Source organism: Syntrophotaleaceae bacterium, assembly GCA_041390365.1.
Taxonomy (GTDB): domain Bacteria; phylum Desulfobacterota; class Desulfuromonadia; order Desulfuromonadales; family Syntrophotaleaceae; genus JAWKQB01.
This window is the reverse complement of the sequence record JAWKQB010000001.1, coordinates 941,797-956,839: the sequence shown is the minus strand read 5'-3', so window position 1 is coordinate 956,839 and position 15,043 is coordinate 941,797. Positions and strand designations below refer to the sequence as shown.

Genomic DNA, 15,043 nt, shown 5'->3' with positions numbered 1-15,043 from the left:
AATGCATAAACCGAACAAAACCGGCTCGATTTAACAGGCGCGAGGTAATAGCGAAAAAAGGATTCAGGAAATGTGCCAACTATCTTCTTTTCGTTAAAAATTTCATTTTTTATCGCCACGATGCCCCAGGAACTTGCCGTCCGATCAGGAATACCTGAAAAGCAGATAGATGCAGGTCAGTAAGGATCCCGCAGATATCCCCAGGGTGAGAAACAGCAGAGCTTTGTAAGTGGCGACCTGATTTCTTGCCTCCTGTGCTGCGCTTTCAAGTCCCTGTATGGTCTGCTGCATCTTTTCGGCCAGCAGGTGAATGGATTTGGCATTCTCTGTGGCAGCAGCCTGAAGTTCTTCGATCTGCCTGCTCAGAACAGGGTCCGTCCTGGCGGTTTCGGGCTTCGATGTAAAGGCGGGTATGGCGGCGCTTGCTATCTGGGCGAGATACGGAGCGACTGCCTTGATGATCGGAACGATTTGGACTGTCATAGAAGCTCCTTGGAATGATCTGCGATTTCAGCACCCAACCGGCCGCTGTTCCTGCAGCCGGTCATGATGGATGCCTTTTGGGAAAAACCGGTATCAACGAAAAGGATCAATGGGCATACCTGACCAAATTGTTTATAATTTCAAAGGCCTCCCAGATTCCTGGGAGGATCAAGTTTTATATTGCAAAATCCATACGGCTCTGTTTAACTTTACAGGCGCTTGCCTATAGTAACATATCGTTATCCTATGTCGGCCGCTCTTTCCTTACCCTCCTTCGCGACCGCCATTCGACAATGAACTTGCTGATGAATTTTTTTCCTTTCCCTCACGGTACCTCCCACTTTATGCGATGGTTGCCAGGTCTTTTTCTGCTGATCGCCATCACTTTTTTCTCTATCGGCTGTCGCCGTGAGGAGCCTCTCAAACTCGGGTTTATCGGCGGCCTCACCGGCCGCTCCGCCGACCTTGGCATAGCCGGCCGCGACGGCGCGATGCTCGCGATCGAACAGTTTAACCTGGCAGGCGGGCTGAATGGCCGACCGGTGATCCTGGAAACAGCCGACGATCGGCAGGATCCCGACACAGCTCGCAAAGCGCTGCAGTCGCTTCTCGACGCCCGCTGCGTGGCGGTCATCGGTCCCATGACCAGCCAAATGGCCGTTACCGCCCTCCCCATCAGCAAAGAGGCAGGCATTGCCCTGCTTAGTCCGACCGTAAGCACCGACCAGCTTTCAGGGCTGGACGATACCTTCTTCCGCCTCTATCCCAGCGGCCGGGAGGCTGCCCGCCAACTGGCCGAACTTGCCTACAATAAACTTCAGCTGCGCCGCATCGCCGTTGTCTGGGACGAAGGCAACCGGGCCTTTACCGCCACCTGGCTGACCAGCTTCAGCGAGGCGTTTTCCCGCCTTGGCGGGCAGATGGTTGCCACCTTGGCCTTCGAATCGGGACACACAACTTTTGCCCCCCTGGTGCAGCAGGTCGGCGCCAGCGGGGCAGAAGGTCTTTTTCTGCTTGCCAACGCTGTGGACACCGGATTGTTTTGCCAGAGCCTGGCCAAATCCGGGGTAAAGTTGACGGTACTGATCAGCGAATGGTCTTCCACTGCCGACCTGGCCGCTTTTGGCGGCCGTGCCGTCGATGGAATTGTCTGTCTGGGAACTCTCAATCGGAACGACCGTTCGGAGCGATTCCTCGCCTTTTGCGAAGCATTTCGCCGGCGCTTCGGCTACGACCCGGGCTTTGCTGCGGTGAACGGGTTCGATGCCGCCAATATTCTCCTGCAGAGTCTGCAGGTTGGGGAAAGTCCTCAAAAGATGCTGCATTTCCTGAAAAGCCGGAAAACGTTCCACGTTCTGCAGGGCACTCTAAAGCTCGATGCCCAGGGCGACGTGCAAAGGAATCTTTTTCCAGCCATCTTTCGCGACGGACATTTCCGCGCCTTGTATTCGCCATGAAAAAACCGCGCAGTTTACGCCGCTCGCTGACCCTCCTGTTTATTTTGGCGGCAGCCTTCCCGGTGCTGCTTCTCGGCCTCTATTTCAACCGCCAGTTGACCGCCTCTCTTACTCAACGGATCACCGCCGACACCCTGTCTCAGGCCCGGGCCCTGCGGGAGGAGATCACCAGGTTCCTGCAGGCCCCTCAGGCCACCCTGCAACTCGTAGGCCGCTTGATTGACGATCACAACCTGCTGGCTGAAGAGGAAATCGACCACTATCTGGGAATAACCGTCGGCAACCGCCAGGTGTTCGAGTCGATCCTGGTGCTTTCCCCCGACGGCCGGATCACGCATATGGGTTTGGCTGATAATGCCCATATTGCCCGGGACGAACTGCTCGACCTGGATCTTTCCGGGCATCCTTTTTTCGTTCGGCTCCGGCAGATGCAGCGTCCCCTGTGGTCGCACACTTTCACCTCGCCCATTAATACCGAGCCGACGGTAGGCTTCGGTATTCCGCTTCGAGAAGGCTACCTGATAGGAAATATTCGCCTGGCGCAGCTGACGAAGCTGATCGCCACCTATCAGAACGGCAATCCGTTAATGGAAATCGTGGTGCTCGACCAGGCGGGTACGGTCATCGCCCACAGCGATCAGCAGTTGGCCCGTCAACGTCTGAATCTACGCAACCACATGATCGTTCGGGACGGCATTGAGGGCAAGGAGGGGGCCGTCTATTGCCAGGAATCAGGAGAAAACCTGCACGGATTGGTTATCCTGCCGCAAACGGGCTGGATGGTCATGGTCAGCCTGCCGTTCGAAACGGCCTTGCAGCCGGTTTCGCGGGTAAGCAGCCTAACCCTGGCCTTCACCTTCCTGGCCATCATCTTTGCCACCGTCATTGCCCTGCTCCTGGCCGGACGTCTGCTGCGCCCCCTTGCGGCCATGGCCGCTGGCACCCGTGACCTTAGCCGCGGCCGGTATGACATCGAGTTGGCCGGCGGCAGCTACACCGAACTGGCCGAACTAACGGACGCCTTCAAGGCAATGGCTGTCGCACTTCAGGAACGCGAACAGTCCCTGGCTCAAAGCCATCAGCGCTATCGCATCCTGTTCAACAACTGCAACGATGCGGTATGCGTGTGCCGGCTTGAGGCAGACGACAGTTTCGGCACTCTGAGCGAGGTCAACGATATCGCCTGCCATCGCCTGGGCTACGATCGGGAGGAGCTGTTAAAAATGAACTTCACGGCACTGTTCGCTCCCGAAGTACGCTGGGATCTGGCCAAACAGCGGCAAAGTCTTCTCATAAACCGTCACCTGCTTTTTGAAAGCGTCCACTTGACCCGCAACGGCCATATGGTCCCGGTCGAGATAAACGCCAGGCTGGTGGAGCTGGACGACGGCAGAGCAATCCTTGCCCTCGCCCGGGATATTTCGGAACGTAAAGCTGCTGAACAGGAAATTCAGAAGCTGGCCTACTACGATTCATTAACCGACCTGCCCAACCGTCGCCTGCTTCACGATCGCCTGAACCAGACGCTGGCCAGGAGTCTGAGACTGCAGAAGCGGGTCGCGGTCTTTTTCATCGACCTCGACCGCTTCAAGACCATCAACGACTCCCTCGGCCACACCATCGGCGATCAACTTCTGACGGAAGTGACGGAAAGATTTCTCCGCGTCTCGCGCCGGGAGGACACCTTGGCCCGTCTTGGCGGCGACGAGTTCGTTCTGCTGGCCCTGGTCGGCAGCAGCGAAGACGCCTCCGGCATTGCCGCGAAACTGCTCGCATCCCTGCAGGAACCGATCGTACTGGAGGGGCAAAACCTTTTTATCACCGCCAGCGTCGGCATTGCATTATCTCCCGACGACGGGACCAATGGAAACCAGCTGCTGCGTAACGCCGACGCCGCGATGTATCACGCCAAGGACCAGGGGCGCAACACCAGCCGCTTCTTTTCCAGTGAAATCGATCGACAGGTAAGGGACAGGATTCTCCTTGAAGGGCAGTTGCGTGGGGCCATCGACCGGGAGGAGCTGGAGCTCTACTTCCAGCCGAAAGTCGACTTGACCAGCGGCAGTCCCAGCGGCATCGAGGCGTTGCTGCGCTGGCACCATGCCGAATGGGGATTGGTATCGCCCGACCGATTCATCCCGCTGGCCGAGGAGTCAGGGCTGATCGTGCCCATCGGCGAATGGGTATTGCGAACGGCCTGTCGGCAATTAAAGCTCTGGAAGGAAGCGGGGGAACCGGCACTGCGCCTGGCGATCAACCTCTCTGCCCGTCAGCTTATGGAAAGCAATCTTGTTGAAACGGTTGACCGGGCCCTGGCTGAAAGCGGAATAGATCCCCGGCAGCTTGAACTGGAGCTCACCGAGAGCATGTTGCTGGAACACAGCGAACGCAACCTGTCCACCTTCCGGGCATTCAGGGAGAGGGGCATCATCCTCTCCGTCGACGATTTCGGCACAGGCTTTTCGTGCCTCAGCCATCTCAAGCGTTTCCCGGTAGATTTCCTTAAAATAGACCGCAGCTTCGTCAGTCAAATGACCAGCGACCCCGACATGGCGGCCATCGCCAAAGCCATCACGACCATGGCCCACACCCTGAATCTGAAGGTGGTGGCCGAAGGGGTGGAAACCGAAGAGCAGTACCACATGCTGCTGAGCCACGGTTGCGACGAGGGTCAGGGCTACCTCTTCGGCCGGCCGGAGCCGGCGGAGAAGATTTTGCAGACGCTGCACTGCCTGGCAAACCCCTGTGATCCTCTGAGACAGAGACCTTTCTTTTCAACCAATCGCTCCACCATCTGAACAGGATTCAATGGGTGCGCCTTTGATTGACAAGTCCCTCCCGCTTCCTTCAAGTACACCTTCCACCCGCTAATCCGTCTATAATAAAAAAAAGCCCTTTTCATAACCGGGGTTCCCAGACAGGCCTGGCGTCCCTGGAGAGGGGCTGTTTACGACGGAGAGCAATCATGAGAACAACCAGCATTCTGACGGCTGTCGCCGCGGCGGTAATGGCTTTGCCGGCTGGCGGTCTCGGACAGGAAACGACGTATCTCGTCCCCAGCGAACAGCAGGCCATAAACGATACTTTCCAATATGCAGACGGACACCATCATTACGGTATCCGCTATGTGGATGGCAGAAGCTTTGGTCATCGTCACCCGTTGACTGTGCACAAGAGGGTTATCATCGGGCCCTATTTCCATGATCGCCACCCCTGGTACGGACACCCACATAAAGGCTTCCGGGATCATCGGGATTATCGTCGGTATGATGACTTTCGGCGGCGGGGCGACTTTCATGGGAACCGTAATCTCCACCGCTTCAACAACTTCAGAAGTGACCGTGATTTACGACGACATGACGACTTCCGCAAAGACCTTGATCGTCATAAGGACTTTCGTCGCCGGCACGACTTTGATCGCGAGGACTATTCTCGGGGTCGATATGACTTTCGACACGATTTTCGACGACACGATTCACGAGGACGTATTCTGCATGAGCGTCGCGGCCAGGGGCCGGGGTTCGGGGGCGATTCATGGCGATTTCATCGGTAAGCTTTACAGCCTCTGAGAAGATTTTCAGGGGGCCGGCTATATGTTCATGAAATTTGGGATATAGTTGTATAAGGTCTGATTAAAATGGAGGTTTCTATGAAAAGATTCTTTCTCCTGCCGGCTTTGATTTTGATCCCGGCAATTTGGGGTTGCGCTGACAAGAAAACCGTTCATGTCGTTCCCGCCGAAACCGGAAAAGTTGTAGTCGCCGTTCAGGCCGACAACTTTTCCTTTAATCCTGCAATCATAAAAGCCGGCAAAGGGGATTTTGTGATGCTGCGGATGACCAACACGACTGCCATGGAGCACAATGTGACGGTCAACAACCCTGTTGGACAAAAGGTTCTGACAATAGATTTGCCAGCGAAGGAAACGGTTGAAATACCCCTGCAGCTGGTTGAGGCGGGTACCTGGGAATTCTACTGCGACAAACCGTTTCACCCGTCACTGGGCATGACCGGACGTATCGAAACCTATCAAAGGTAAAGCTACATGCGGCTGCCGATTGCGCGCAAACTCACCATCTGGGCCTTCCCGTTGCTGATCCTGTCAGCTCCCGCCTTGGCCTTTGCCGAGACTGGAGGCCCGGTGAAATCCATGGAAGCGGCCGCCATCCTTTCCCGCATGACGGCCGCTTTTGACAGGCTGGAGGCCTACCACGCCGATGTAGAAAGTGCTACTTACCGAAACGGCCGCCGGGTTGATGTTCACCGTTTTCGCTATTCATTTCAAAAACCCGGGCGGATTCGGATCGACATGAAAATGCCCAATCCCGGCATGCAGATGATCTACCCCGACCAGGGGGGACGCGTGTTTATCCGATTCGGCGGATGGAAGGACTTCCTGACTTTCCGATTGACGCCGGATAACAAGCGGATCGTGGCCGGGATGGGGCAGCGTTTTGACCAAACGGACCTGGGCCTTCTGATCGCCAACATCGGCCGCAGTATCGGCGCCGGGAAAAAGGGGGAGTTGCATGTTCTGGAAACCAAGGATCGGGTCGTATGGGAAGTCCTGGCCCAGGACCATTTCAGATCCGGGATCGTTACCCGTTACCGCTATGTCATCGATCCCGCCCTCTGGCTGCCGGTTACTGTCGAGGAGAAAACTCCGGAAGGTGAGTTGTTAAGGATTGTGCAATTTCACAATTTGGATACAACTCCAGTTTTCTCGAAGCATCATTTTCAGACCAACTGAAACTTCCCATCTCTGTTCCGACTCCCAAGTTATCCCTCATCGTTTCACGATCCAATCTTGAAACTTTTTTATCTTTATAATTTTCTATAAATAAGGCTCTTTGACGGTCTATTTTTGAATCGTTTTATTTAATCGGGGTGCACCCAGGAAAAATGGCGAACTTTGTTACCGAAACCAGTCTTGGGTCTTGACCATTTTCAACGAATAATGCAATTTATCAGACCGTAGCAACTCCTACAGATTCTGAGGTCAGTGATACAAACATCAGCCGAAACCCGCTTCAACAGCGACTCAATTTGAAACGGCTGGATTCCGCATGGAATGCCATTAAAAAAAGGAGCAACAATGCCTGCCGAAACCAACCTTGGAGCCAAACTGCGTCAACTTCGCGAAGCCAGAGAAATGAACATTGAGGAACTGGCTGAAAAGAGCTGCTGCCACCCTGACCAAATCAGGCGAATTGAGGAAGGCGCATTGATTCCCTCTCTCACCCCGCTGATGGAAATTTCCCGCGCTCTGGGCGTGCGGCTCGGAACCCTGCTCGATGACGAACCGATGGACGAACCGGCGATCTTCAGCCCCGAGCAGGCGACCAATGTGATCCGCTTTTCCGGCAAGGATCCCGCAGCGATCGGCAGCAATCTCGATTTCTACTCCATGGCCGCGGGCAAAAAAGGCCGTCACATGGAGCCCTTCCTGATCGATGTCAAGCCCCTTACCGGCCAGTCTCCACCCCTGTCAGGGCACGAAGGGGAAGAGTTTATCTATGTCGTTGCGGGCTCGATCCGGATCAACTACGGCAAAACCTCCTACACCCTGCAAGCAGGCCAGAGCATCTACTACGATTCGGTGGTCCCTCACGATGTCCATGCTGTCGGCGGCGTCGCCAAAATTCTGGCCGTCGTCTACGTGCCCGGTTAGGAGGCGTCGCTCATGCCCTATACGAATAAAACCATCGGCGCCTTCTTCGAGGACCAGGTCGAACGCCTGCCGGATCATGAATTCATCGTTTACCCGGACCGCAATCTACGCTTCACTTTCCGCCAGTTCAATGAACGGGTCAACCAGCTGGCCAAAGGGCTGCTCGCCATAGGCATCGGCAGGGGTGACCATGTCGGCATCTGGGCCACCAACGTGCCGGACTGGACCACCTTCATGTTCGCCACCGCCAAAATCGGCGCCGTGCTTGTCACCATCAACACGCACTATCGCAGTTTCGAACTGGAGTACCTGGTCAGGCAGTCCGATCTCAAAGCCCTGGCCCTGATTGGCAGTTTCCGTGACCACGATTATCTGCTGACGGTCAAACAGCTGATTCCGGAGTTGGAAAGCTGCCAGCGCGGACAGCTGAAGAGCGCCAGGTTTCCCCGGTTGCGCAACGTCATCTTCATCGGCCAGGAAAAACATCGCGGCATGTACAACAGCCGCGAACTGATGATGCTTGGCGACCACTACGACGACACCGAGCTGGACCGGATCAAGAACTCTCTGGATGCTCACGATGTCATCAACATGCAGTACACCTCGGGGACGACCGGCTTTCCCAAAGGGGTCATGCTCAGCCACTACAACATCCTCAACAACGGCTACTTTATCGGGGATCGGCAGAAGTTCACCGAAAAGGACCGGCTCTGCCTGCCGGTGCCCATGTTCCACTGCTTCGGCTGTGTTCTCGGCATCATGGCCGCCCTGACCCACGGCACCACCCTGGTCCCGCTCGAGTTGTTCGATCCCCTGCTGGTGCTGGCCGCCATCCAGAAGGAACGGTGCACTGCGGTCTATGGGGTGCCGACCATGTTTATCGCCGAACTGGCTCATCCCATGTTCGACATGTTCGATCTCAGCTCCCTGCGCACCGGCATCATGGCCGGATCGCCCTGCCCGGAAGAAACCATGCGTCAGGTGATGGAAAAGATGCACTGCTCCGAAATCACCATTGCCTACGGCCTGACGGAGGCCTCACCGGTCATCACTCAGACCCGCACCGACGATTCGGTGGCCCAGCGCACAGGCTCCGTCGGCGCCGTTCTGCCGGAGATCGAGGTCAAAATCATCGATCCGGAAACCGGCGGCGAGGTCGGTATCGGCGAAAGGGGTGAGTTGTGCTGCCGCGGCTACAACGTCATGAAGGGCTACTACAACATGCCGGAGCAGACCGCCGAAGCGATCGACGCCGACGGCTGGCTGCATTCCGGCGACCAGGCCGTGGTCGACAGCGACGGCTACTACCGGATCACCGGCCGCATCAAGGACATGATCATACGAGGCGGCGAAAATATCTACCCGCGGGAAATCGAGGAGTTTCTCTACACCATGGACGGCGTACTCGACGTTCAGGTGGTGGGAATTCCCGATGAAAAATACGGTGAGGTGGTCGGAGCCTTCATCATTCGCAAGCAGGGCACCGACATCACCGAAGAAGACGTCATCGACTTCACCCGCAGCCGCATCGCGCCCTACAAAAAGCCGAAGCACGTCTTCTTCGTCGACAGCTATCCGATGACCGCCAGCGGCAAGATCCAGAAGTACCGCTTGCGGGAAATCGCCTGCGAAAAACTCGGCATTCAAAAGAGGGTTTTTGCGGACGCTGCGGAAGGCTGATCGTTCGGTTTCCGTTGCGATGTGAGCAATGACCATTGAAAAACAACCCCGGAGCCCACAGGCTGCGGGGTTGTTTATTGCTACGCCCACCCTCGAAGCTTGGCGGCAAGACAGGGCGACAGAGCCGTGACCAGAAGAACGGCGGGCCAGAGGTTGCCATCCTTGAAGGTGTAGGCCGTCAGCAGGGTCTGCAGGGATTTGCCTTGCCAGAGACCGAAGGCAAATTCGAAAACGAGAGTCATCAGGAGCCAGCCGATGCCAACGGCCAGGAGTTCGGATCGACGGCGCGTACCGAGCCACGGCAGTGCAAGAAAGGCAGCAAGGAGGATAAGAGCCGACAAAAGCCCACCGCTCACGATCAGGGCGGCTGGCGGGCCGAAAATCCGGAGGAGAAGCGCCTCCCGCAGAAGGCCGTTCAGAACGGCCAATACCAGAATCCCGGCCCAGACCGCCACCGCTTTAAGTACAATGACTGTTTGCATTGGGAGTATCAAAGGTTCGGCATCAGGCCGGCTTCGCCTCGATGCCCACCGGAAGTTCCCGCCAGTGAATCATAGCAAAAAACCCGGTTGCGAAAATTGCTCCAAGGGTATCGGCCAACATATCCTTTTGAGCATCCCAGATATCTCCCTGGGAACCGAGCACCGCTATCCCTGCTTCACTATCGGCAAGCACCGCATACTGCCACTCGAACAACTCATAACCGGCCGCAACCGACATGATGAAAAAGATCGGGAACAGGAGCAAAACCAGCCTCGAGGAAACCAGCCTGCGTCGCAACAGAAACTCTGCGCAAGGGAAGGCATAAAATCCGACGGTAAAGTGGGCCATCCGGTCGTAGTGATTCCGCTGGAAATGGAACAGTTCGGTCACCCAATCGAAAGGAACCCGTTCGAACGTGTAGTGACCTCCGATCGTATGCAGAAAAACCAGAAACGCCATCAGCAGGTAAGCGCCGTTGGAAAACCGGAAATGCCGCCAGGTCAGAACCAGCATCAGAACGATACCAACGATCGGAAGATTTTCCGTCACCCACACGGCCCTGTCGTAAGGAGCGATTCCGAGCAGGACAAACATGACCACATACATTCCAAGTAATACGGCAGGTACCATTGACTCCTCCCGAGGGATAGAAAAAAGCAATGAAGTGTTAGGTTTAGGTGGCCTTTGCGAGCACTCACATGCCGGCAAACAAATTCACCCGAGCAAACCCGGGTTGTGTTGCCACATCGAAAAGGCTAGAACGCTGGCGAAGGTGACCCAGGCCAGATAGGGCAGGAGCAGAATCGCTGCGATTTTGGCTTGCAAACGCCAGAAAGCGAAGATGGTTGCAACAATAAGGGACCAGAGCAGCAGAATCTCCGCGAAAGCCAGCCCTCCCTGCCGCCAGGCAAAGAAGAGCCATGTCCACAAGGCATTGGCAGCGAGCTGAAGGAAATAGAGGGTGAAGGCAAACTTCGCGCGCCGGACCCCGTGCCTGCGCCAGAGAAGCCAGCCGGAAATGCCGATGAGCAGGTAAAGCAGGGTCCAGACCGGGCCGAACAGCCATCCCGGCGGCGCCCAGGATGGTCGGTTGAGCTGCTGGTAGAAGCCCTCCGCGCCAACCGATGCTGCACCGCCGATGGCGGCGGCAGCAAATGCCAGGAGAATCCAGCCCAAAAGACCCGCCCACTGCTGTTTCACTGATTTTGCAGCAATTTTATTCATCGGCAGTGCATATCCTCAACCGGAGAACCGGCGAAAAATTTTCGGTCACTTTTCGACAGGATTCCCGAAAATCTGCAAATAGAAGTATTCTCCGACTTCCACGGTTTCCTGCGCGGGAAATGCCAGGGCTTTTTTCAGATCCTCCGGGGAAAACCGGAGGCTCTGTGGCGGACCGAATGGGGTATCGCTCTTTACGATCTCGACGATGGCCAGTCTGCCGCCAGGCGCCAGCAGGCGTTCGACCTCCGTGGCGAACCCTTTGAACTGAATCGGGGAGAAACCATGAACGACCGTTGAAAGATAGATCAGATCAAAGCTGAAAGGGGGAAAATCGGTCGGGGCCGTGATATCCCCTACCATCGCAAAGATATTGGTTCCCGAGGTCTCTTTTTGAAGGGCTGCAATGCCGATGACATCGGGGTCCAGAGCAAAAACCTTCCCGCTGCTTCCCACCCGTATGGAAAATTCCTTCGACATATAGCCGTTCCCGCAACCGGCGTCGAGCACTGTTTGCCCCGGCTCAAGCCGCAACGCCGCAAGAATCGCCTCCTTGTTCAGCAGGCTTTCCGAAGATTTCCCCCTATGGTGGTGCCCCTGAACGACCTGCTTTCCGTGGTCGGCGATTTCCTCGTCATTTTTCGTTTTTCGTGTCACTATTCTTCTCCTTCAACAATGCACTTGATCCGGCCCCCGATGAACCCGGTCTTATATTTCTTCCGCAAAAATCGTTTTAGCTGCCGTCCATATCCGACCCGGGCCTATACTATAGAAACTCTTATCCTGCGGCTATCGCTGCTGCCAGGTCCCAGGTCACCGCAGGCCAGGGGCGCTGTGGCCTGCAGCGTGCCTCTGCTTCAATAAGAAGCGCACTGCTACAATTATTATAATATTTGACCTGTTATTTTTTTCCAACATGGATGTTATTGATGGCCGTTTCCAGCTCTGCAAACCGCTCTATACGTGCGTCAGCTGCAGACGTCCCCGCCCCGTCCTCTCTGGCAAAGTGTATCGTCTTCATTCCAACGGTCTGGGCTGCTGAAAGATTCTTATGTCTGTCATCAATGAACACGCAGGTATCCGCGCTCGCCTGGGATTTTTGGAGGAATAGTTCGTATATGGCTGTATCTGGCTTCCGCACCCGGACATCTCCACTTATGATCACGCAATCAAAAAAATCCAACGCAAATTTAAGCCTTAACCATTTCGACCACTCGCTCACGTCGTTGGACAGAAGACCCAGCCTGTAACGGGCGGACAAGGCCTTCGCTACAGGAATGAATGCATCGTCCAGCGTCAACATGCTATCCAGGTATTCGGACTCCACTGCGGGGTATTGGTCGCCGAGCCCAATCTCGTCCCAAAACTGGCAAGAACTGATATTCCCCAGGCTCGCCCGATGGTATGCTGAATTGATAACATCTCTTGAAATATCCCGATTACGCTCTTGTACGAATGGGACAAGCAGATCGTTGGTGTCGTCTCCCACTGTGAAGACAACTCCCATTGCATCGAATACAACCCATTTGATCATTGCGTACCTGCCAACGTCAGGCATGAAAGTCGCGCGGCTTTAGGCGCTCCTGCTCTCTGCCGTGTTATTCGCCGTAGTTTTCAGGAAAGAGAGAACGTTCCACAATCTCGATAAGGATGTGTAAAACCTTGATGTGCAGTTCTTGAACACGGTCGGCAAACTGCCCCGCCGGGGTGCAAATGTGAACTTTACAGAACGGTGCAAGCGCCGCTTCTCGACAGCCTGTAAGACCGATGACCTGCACTCCTATGGACCGCGCCACCTCCGCTGCCTGTAGTACGTTCTTGCTCGACCCGCTCGTGCTCAGAGCCACCAGGCAATCCCCCGGACGACCGTGCGCCTCCAAATAGCGGGAGAAAACCTGCTCATACCCAAGATCATTGCCCACACAGCTCAAATGCCCTGGATCGCTTATGGCTGAGGCCGATAGAGGTGCTCGATCCTTGCGATAGCGGCCAGTGAGCTCTTCTGCAAAGTGCATGGCATCGCACATGGATCCACCATTGCCACATGAGAAAACTCTCCCTCGGCGCTCGAATGTTTCGATGAGCAAACGGCCTGCGGACTCGACTGCTTCTAATGCACTCTCATTTGCAAGTAGATCGTCGAGAGCCATCACTGCCTCTCGTAGGCTGTACTCGATATGCTGTTTCAAAAACTTGCCCTCTTTTGGAAAGATATAACTTTTTGGGTAAACGGACGCGACGAAATGGCTCGCCCAACAGTGATTTCTAAGGGAACCGCCAGGCGCTAGTCGCTCCCGTCAACACTTTTGTTAGCACCCGTAAAGCCTCTTACTCCTCAATGTTGTCTTCCAATTCACGGATCTCTTCTCTTAACGCTTCGCATTTGGCCCGCAAATCGTCTCTTGGATCATCAGTCACTGTCGTAATGGCCCTCTCACCGGATATAGGGCAGATAGGGCCATTGGCAACAACACCTTCAATCTTGGCCGTGATATCTGCGATTGCCTTTTCATAAGCAGCCAACTCCGCCCTCTTGTAGCTAAGCTCTTCACGATAATCAGCCTCACTTCTACCTGCTGATTTAATACGAGTTTGCAGCTTATAAAGAGTGGAGTTCGGCTTTGCCGGATAATAATAAGCGACGCATATTCCGATAAGAAATAGATAAAATAGTTTTTTCATAATTGTTATTCCTATTTTTAGATTGCTTTCCTGTTACGATTTGGCACAATCAGTTACGAAAATCCTCCCTATGCCACCAAACAGGTTAATCAGAGGGTTGGGCTTCATTTATCGGCGAATGAGAGTTCTGCCGCTAGGCCAACAAAGGCCGCTGCGAAGCTGCGGCGAAGCCAGGTTTGGATTCGCGGCGAATCTATGACTCTTTTACGGAAAGCATGTGCAAGAAAACCATAGCTCACGAACACAACAAACGTCATGGCCATAAAAACCGTGCTCATCAGGATAAGCTGGAAGATCGGTTTCATCGATCCCTGGGTTTGAACAAATTGTGGGAGAAAAGCTAAAAAGAAGATAGTCAGTTTCGGGTTGAGAATGTTTAGCAAAAAAGCCTTCAAGATAAGACCAGTAGCCGTGCTTGCAAAGGGCTTTTCTTCAATGGCCAAAGTTGATTTGTCTCGCCAGGTGGCGAATGCAATATAGAACAAATAGGCAATGCCTGCGTACTTCAGGGTCTGAAAAGCGAGTGCGCTGGTGTGCATGAGAGCAGCCAGACCCAGCACTGTAGCCATTAGGTGGGGGAGAATGCCCGACGTGCAACCAATAGCCGCGAACACGGCAGCCTTTCGACCCTGGGTAAGGCCAGTGGATATGGTGAAAATTACCCCAGTGCCAGGGATAAGGACCACTACAAATGAGGTGATGAGAAATTCAAGGTTCAACATTCAACGAATCTCCTATGGATTGTCAGTAGTGGGGAACAGAGATCGAGGGCGGCTTTGCCGGCAGGCTTCTCTAGCGCCAGGATCTTTTCGAGTCGGGCGTGAACGCAAAACGCTGTGAACGTCCTGCCAGAACGAGTCATCGTCAAACCATTCCTTCTTACGTTTCTCCATGTTCGGTATTTCCAATTTGTTTTATAAATTTTTCGCATATCTTGCTGTTTTTACAATTGCAATGAATGAGAAAACAGTGGCGGGGCCTGCCCCCAAAACAGCAGGAAAAGCCGGATGTTCGTCGGTGGGTATAAAAAAACAAATAATACCGATCACAATAATAGGGAGAGACCAAATTATAAGCTGTTTTGCTCCGTATTCGTTAATATCAAACCAATTTTTTTCTGACTCAAATGCTTTCGATATCCGAAATCCATATAGGTTATTCATTTTGATTTTTCTATTCATTAACGGGACGCTTATAGCAATGAATAGAATGCCACAAAAAATGTTGATCGTTGCAATCGCTATGTTTGTTTCCATGATTTAACCTCCATTCACGCCCCGCCAAACAGTAATTGGAAGGGTCATTAAGAGCCTTTCCGCCGACGCGGTTTTTGCGATCCATTGGAAGAGCTTGGTTAGAGCCTATG

General features: G+C 54.3%; 18 protein-coding genes. 7 read left to right on the top strand and 11 right to left on the bottom strand.

Annotation, left to right across the window (positions count from 1 at the left end; all coding sequences use genetic code 11):
* Positions 1-144: 144 nt before the first annotated feature.
* Positions 145-483: a hypothetical protein gene (locus tag R2940_04555; GenBank protein ID MEZ4599042.1), complete on the bottom strand. Its 339-nt coding sequence runs from the start codon at positions 481-483 to the stop codon at positions 145-147.
* Positions 484-827: 344 nt separating this feature from the next.
* Between R2940_04555 and R2940_04550 the strand changes: the two genes are divergently transcribed.
* Both R2940_04550 and R2940_04545 read left to right on the top strand, forming a co-directional pair.
* On the top strand, positions 828-1,940 hold the full coding sequence (locus R2940_04550; protein ID MEZ4599041.1) for an ABC transporter substrate-binding protein: 1,113 nt from the start codon (positions 828-830) through the stop codon (positions 1,938-1,940).
* Positions 1,937-4,738, top strand: a complete 2,802-nt coding sequence (locus R2940_04545) for an EAL domain-containing protein (protein ID MEZ4599040.1) — start codon at positions 1,937-1,939, stop codon at positions 4,736-4,738. Before R2940_04550 ends, R2940_04545 begins: the two co-directional genes overlap by 4 nt.
* A 149-nt stretch (positions 4,739-4,887) precedes the next feature.
* On the opposite strand, the gene R2940_04540 is transcribed toward R2940_04545, so the two are convergent.
* A complete protein-coding gene (locus tag R2940_04540) occupies positions 4,888-5,238 on the bottom strand; it encodes a hypothetical protein (protein ID MEZ4599039.1) in 351 nt (116 codons plus the stop codon).
* Between R2940_04540 and R2940_04535 the strand changes: the two genes are divergently transcribed.
* The 5 genes from R2940_04535 to R2940_04515 all read left to right on the top strand — a co-directional run bounded on the left by R2940_04535 (position 5,237) and on the right by R2940_04515 (position 9,291).
* A complete protein-coding gene (locus R2940_04535) occupies positions 5,237-5,509 on the top strand; it encodes a hypothetical protein (GenBank protein MEZ4599038.1) in 273 nt (90 codons plus the stop codon). The genes R2940_04540 and R2940_04535 overlap by 2 nt on opposite strands.
* An 80-nt stretch (positions 5,510-5,589) precedes the next feature.
* Complete coding sequence (locus R2940_04530) at positions 5,590-5,979, top strand: plastocyanin/azurin family copper-binding protein (GenBank protein ID MEZ4599037.1); 390 nt, start codon at positions 5,590-5,592, stop codon at positions 5,977-5,979.
* A 6-nt stretch (positions 5,980-5,985) separates the two neighbouring features.
* Entirely contained in the window at positions 5,986-6,690 is a 705-nt protein-coding gene (locus R2940_04525; protein MEZ4599036.1) for a hypothetical protein, read from the top strand.
* A gap of 345 nt (positions 6,691-7,035) precedes the next feature.
* The gene (locus R2940_04520) at positions 7,036-7,611 is read left to right on the top strand and encodes an XRE family transcriptional regulator (GenBank protein ID MEZ4599035.1); all 576 of its coding nucleotides are present in this window, start codon (positions 7,036-7,038) and stop codon (positions 7,609-7,611) included.
* Positions 7,612-7,623: 12 nt separating this feature from the next.
* Positions 7,624-9,291 carry an AMP-binding protein gene (locus R2940_04515; protein ID MEZ4599034.1) on the top strand — a complete coding sequence of 556 codons (1,668 nt, stop codon included), beginning with the start codon at positions 7,624-7,626 and terminating at the stop codon, positions 9,289-9,291.
* An 80-nt stretch (positions 9,292-9,371) separates the two neighbouring features.
* Here the strand turns inward: R2940_04515 and R2940_04510 are convergent, their stop codons facing one another.
* The 9 genes from R2940_04510 to R2940_04470 all read right to left on the bottom strand — a co-directional run bounded on the left by R2940_04510 (position 9,372) and on the right by R2940_04470 (position 14,933).
* Positions 9,372-9,773: a hypothetical protein gene (locus R2940_04510; protein ID MEZ4599033.1), complete on the bottom strand. Its 402-nt coding sequence runs from the start codon at positions 9,771-9,773 to the stop codon at positions 9,372-9,374.
* A 22-nt stretch (positions 9,774-9,795) separates the two neighbouring features.
* A complete protein-coding gene (locus tag R2940_04505; GenBank protein MEZ4599032.1) occupies positions 9,796-10,404 on the bottom strand; it encodes a DUF2238 domain-containing protein in 609 nt (202 codons plus the stop codon).
* 84 nt (positions 10,405-10,488) lie between these two features.
* A complete protein-coding gene (locus R2940_04500; protein ID MEZ4599031.1) occupies positions 10,489-10,998 on the bottom strand; it encodes a TspO/MBR family protein in 510 nt (169 codons plus the stop codon).
* A gap of 45 nt (positions 10,999-11,043) precedes the next feature.
* Entirely contained in the window at positions 11,044-11,652 is a 609-nt protein-coding gene (locus R2940_04495; GenBank protein ID MEZ4599030.1) for a class I SAM-dependent methyltransferase, read from the bottom strand.
* Positions 11,653-11,896: 244 nt separating this feature from the next.
* Entirely contained in the window at positions 11,897-12,529 is a 633-nt protein-coding gene (locus R2940_04490) for an HAD-IA family hydrolase (protein MEZ4599029.1), read from the bottom strand.
* Positions 12,530-12,593: 64 nt separating this feature from the next.
* Complete coding sequence (locus R2940_04485; GenBank protein MEZ4599028.1) at positions 12,594-13,184, bottom strand: SIS domain-containing protein; 591 nt, start codon at positions 13,182-13,184, stop codon at positions 12,594-12,596.
* Positions 13,185-13,323: 139 nt separating this feature from the next.
* Positions 13,324-13,677 (bottom strand): hypothetical protein, encoded by a 354-nt coding sequence (locus tag R2940_04480; GenBank protein MEZ4599027.1) that lies wholly within the window; start codon positions 13,675-13,677, stop codon positions 13,324-13,326.
* A 104-nt stretch (positions 13,678-13,781) separates the two neighbouring features.
* Positions 13,782-14,399 carry a LysE family translocator gene (locus R2940_04475; GenBank protein ID MEZ4599026.1) on the bottom strand — a complete coding sequence of 206 codons (618 nt, stop codon included), beginning with the start codon at positions 14,397-14,399 and terminating at the stop codon, positions 13,782-13,784.
* Positions 14,400-14,591: 192 nt separating this feature from the next.
* Entirely contained in the window at positions 14,592-14,933 is a 342-nt protein-coding gene (locus tag R2940_04470; protein MEZ4599025.1) for an SdpI family protein, read from the bottom strand.
* Positions 14,934-15,043: the final 110 nt, after the last annotated feature.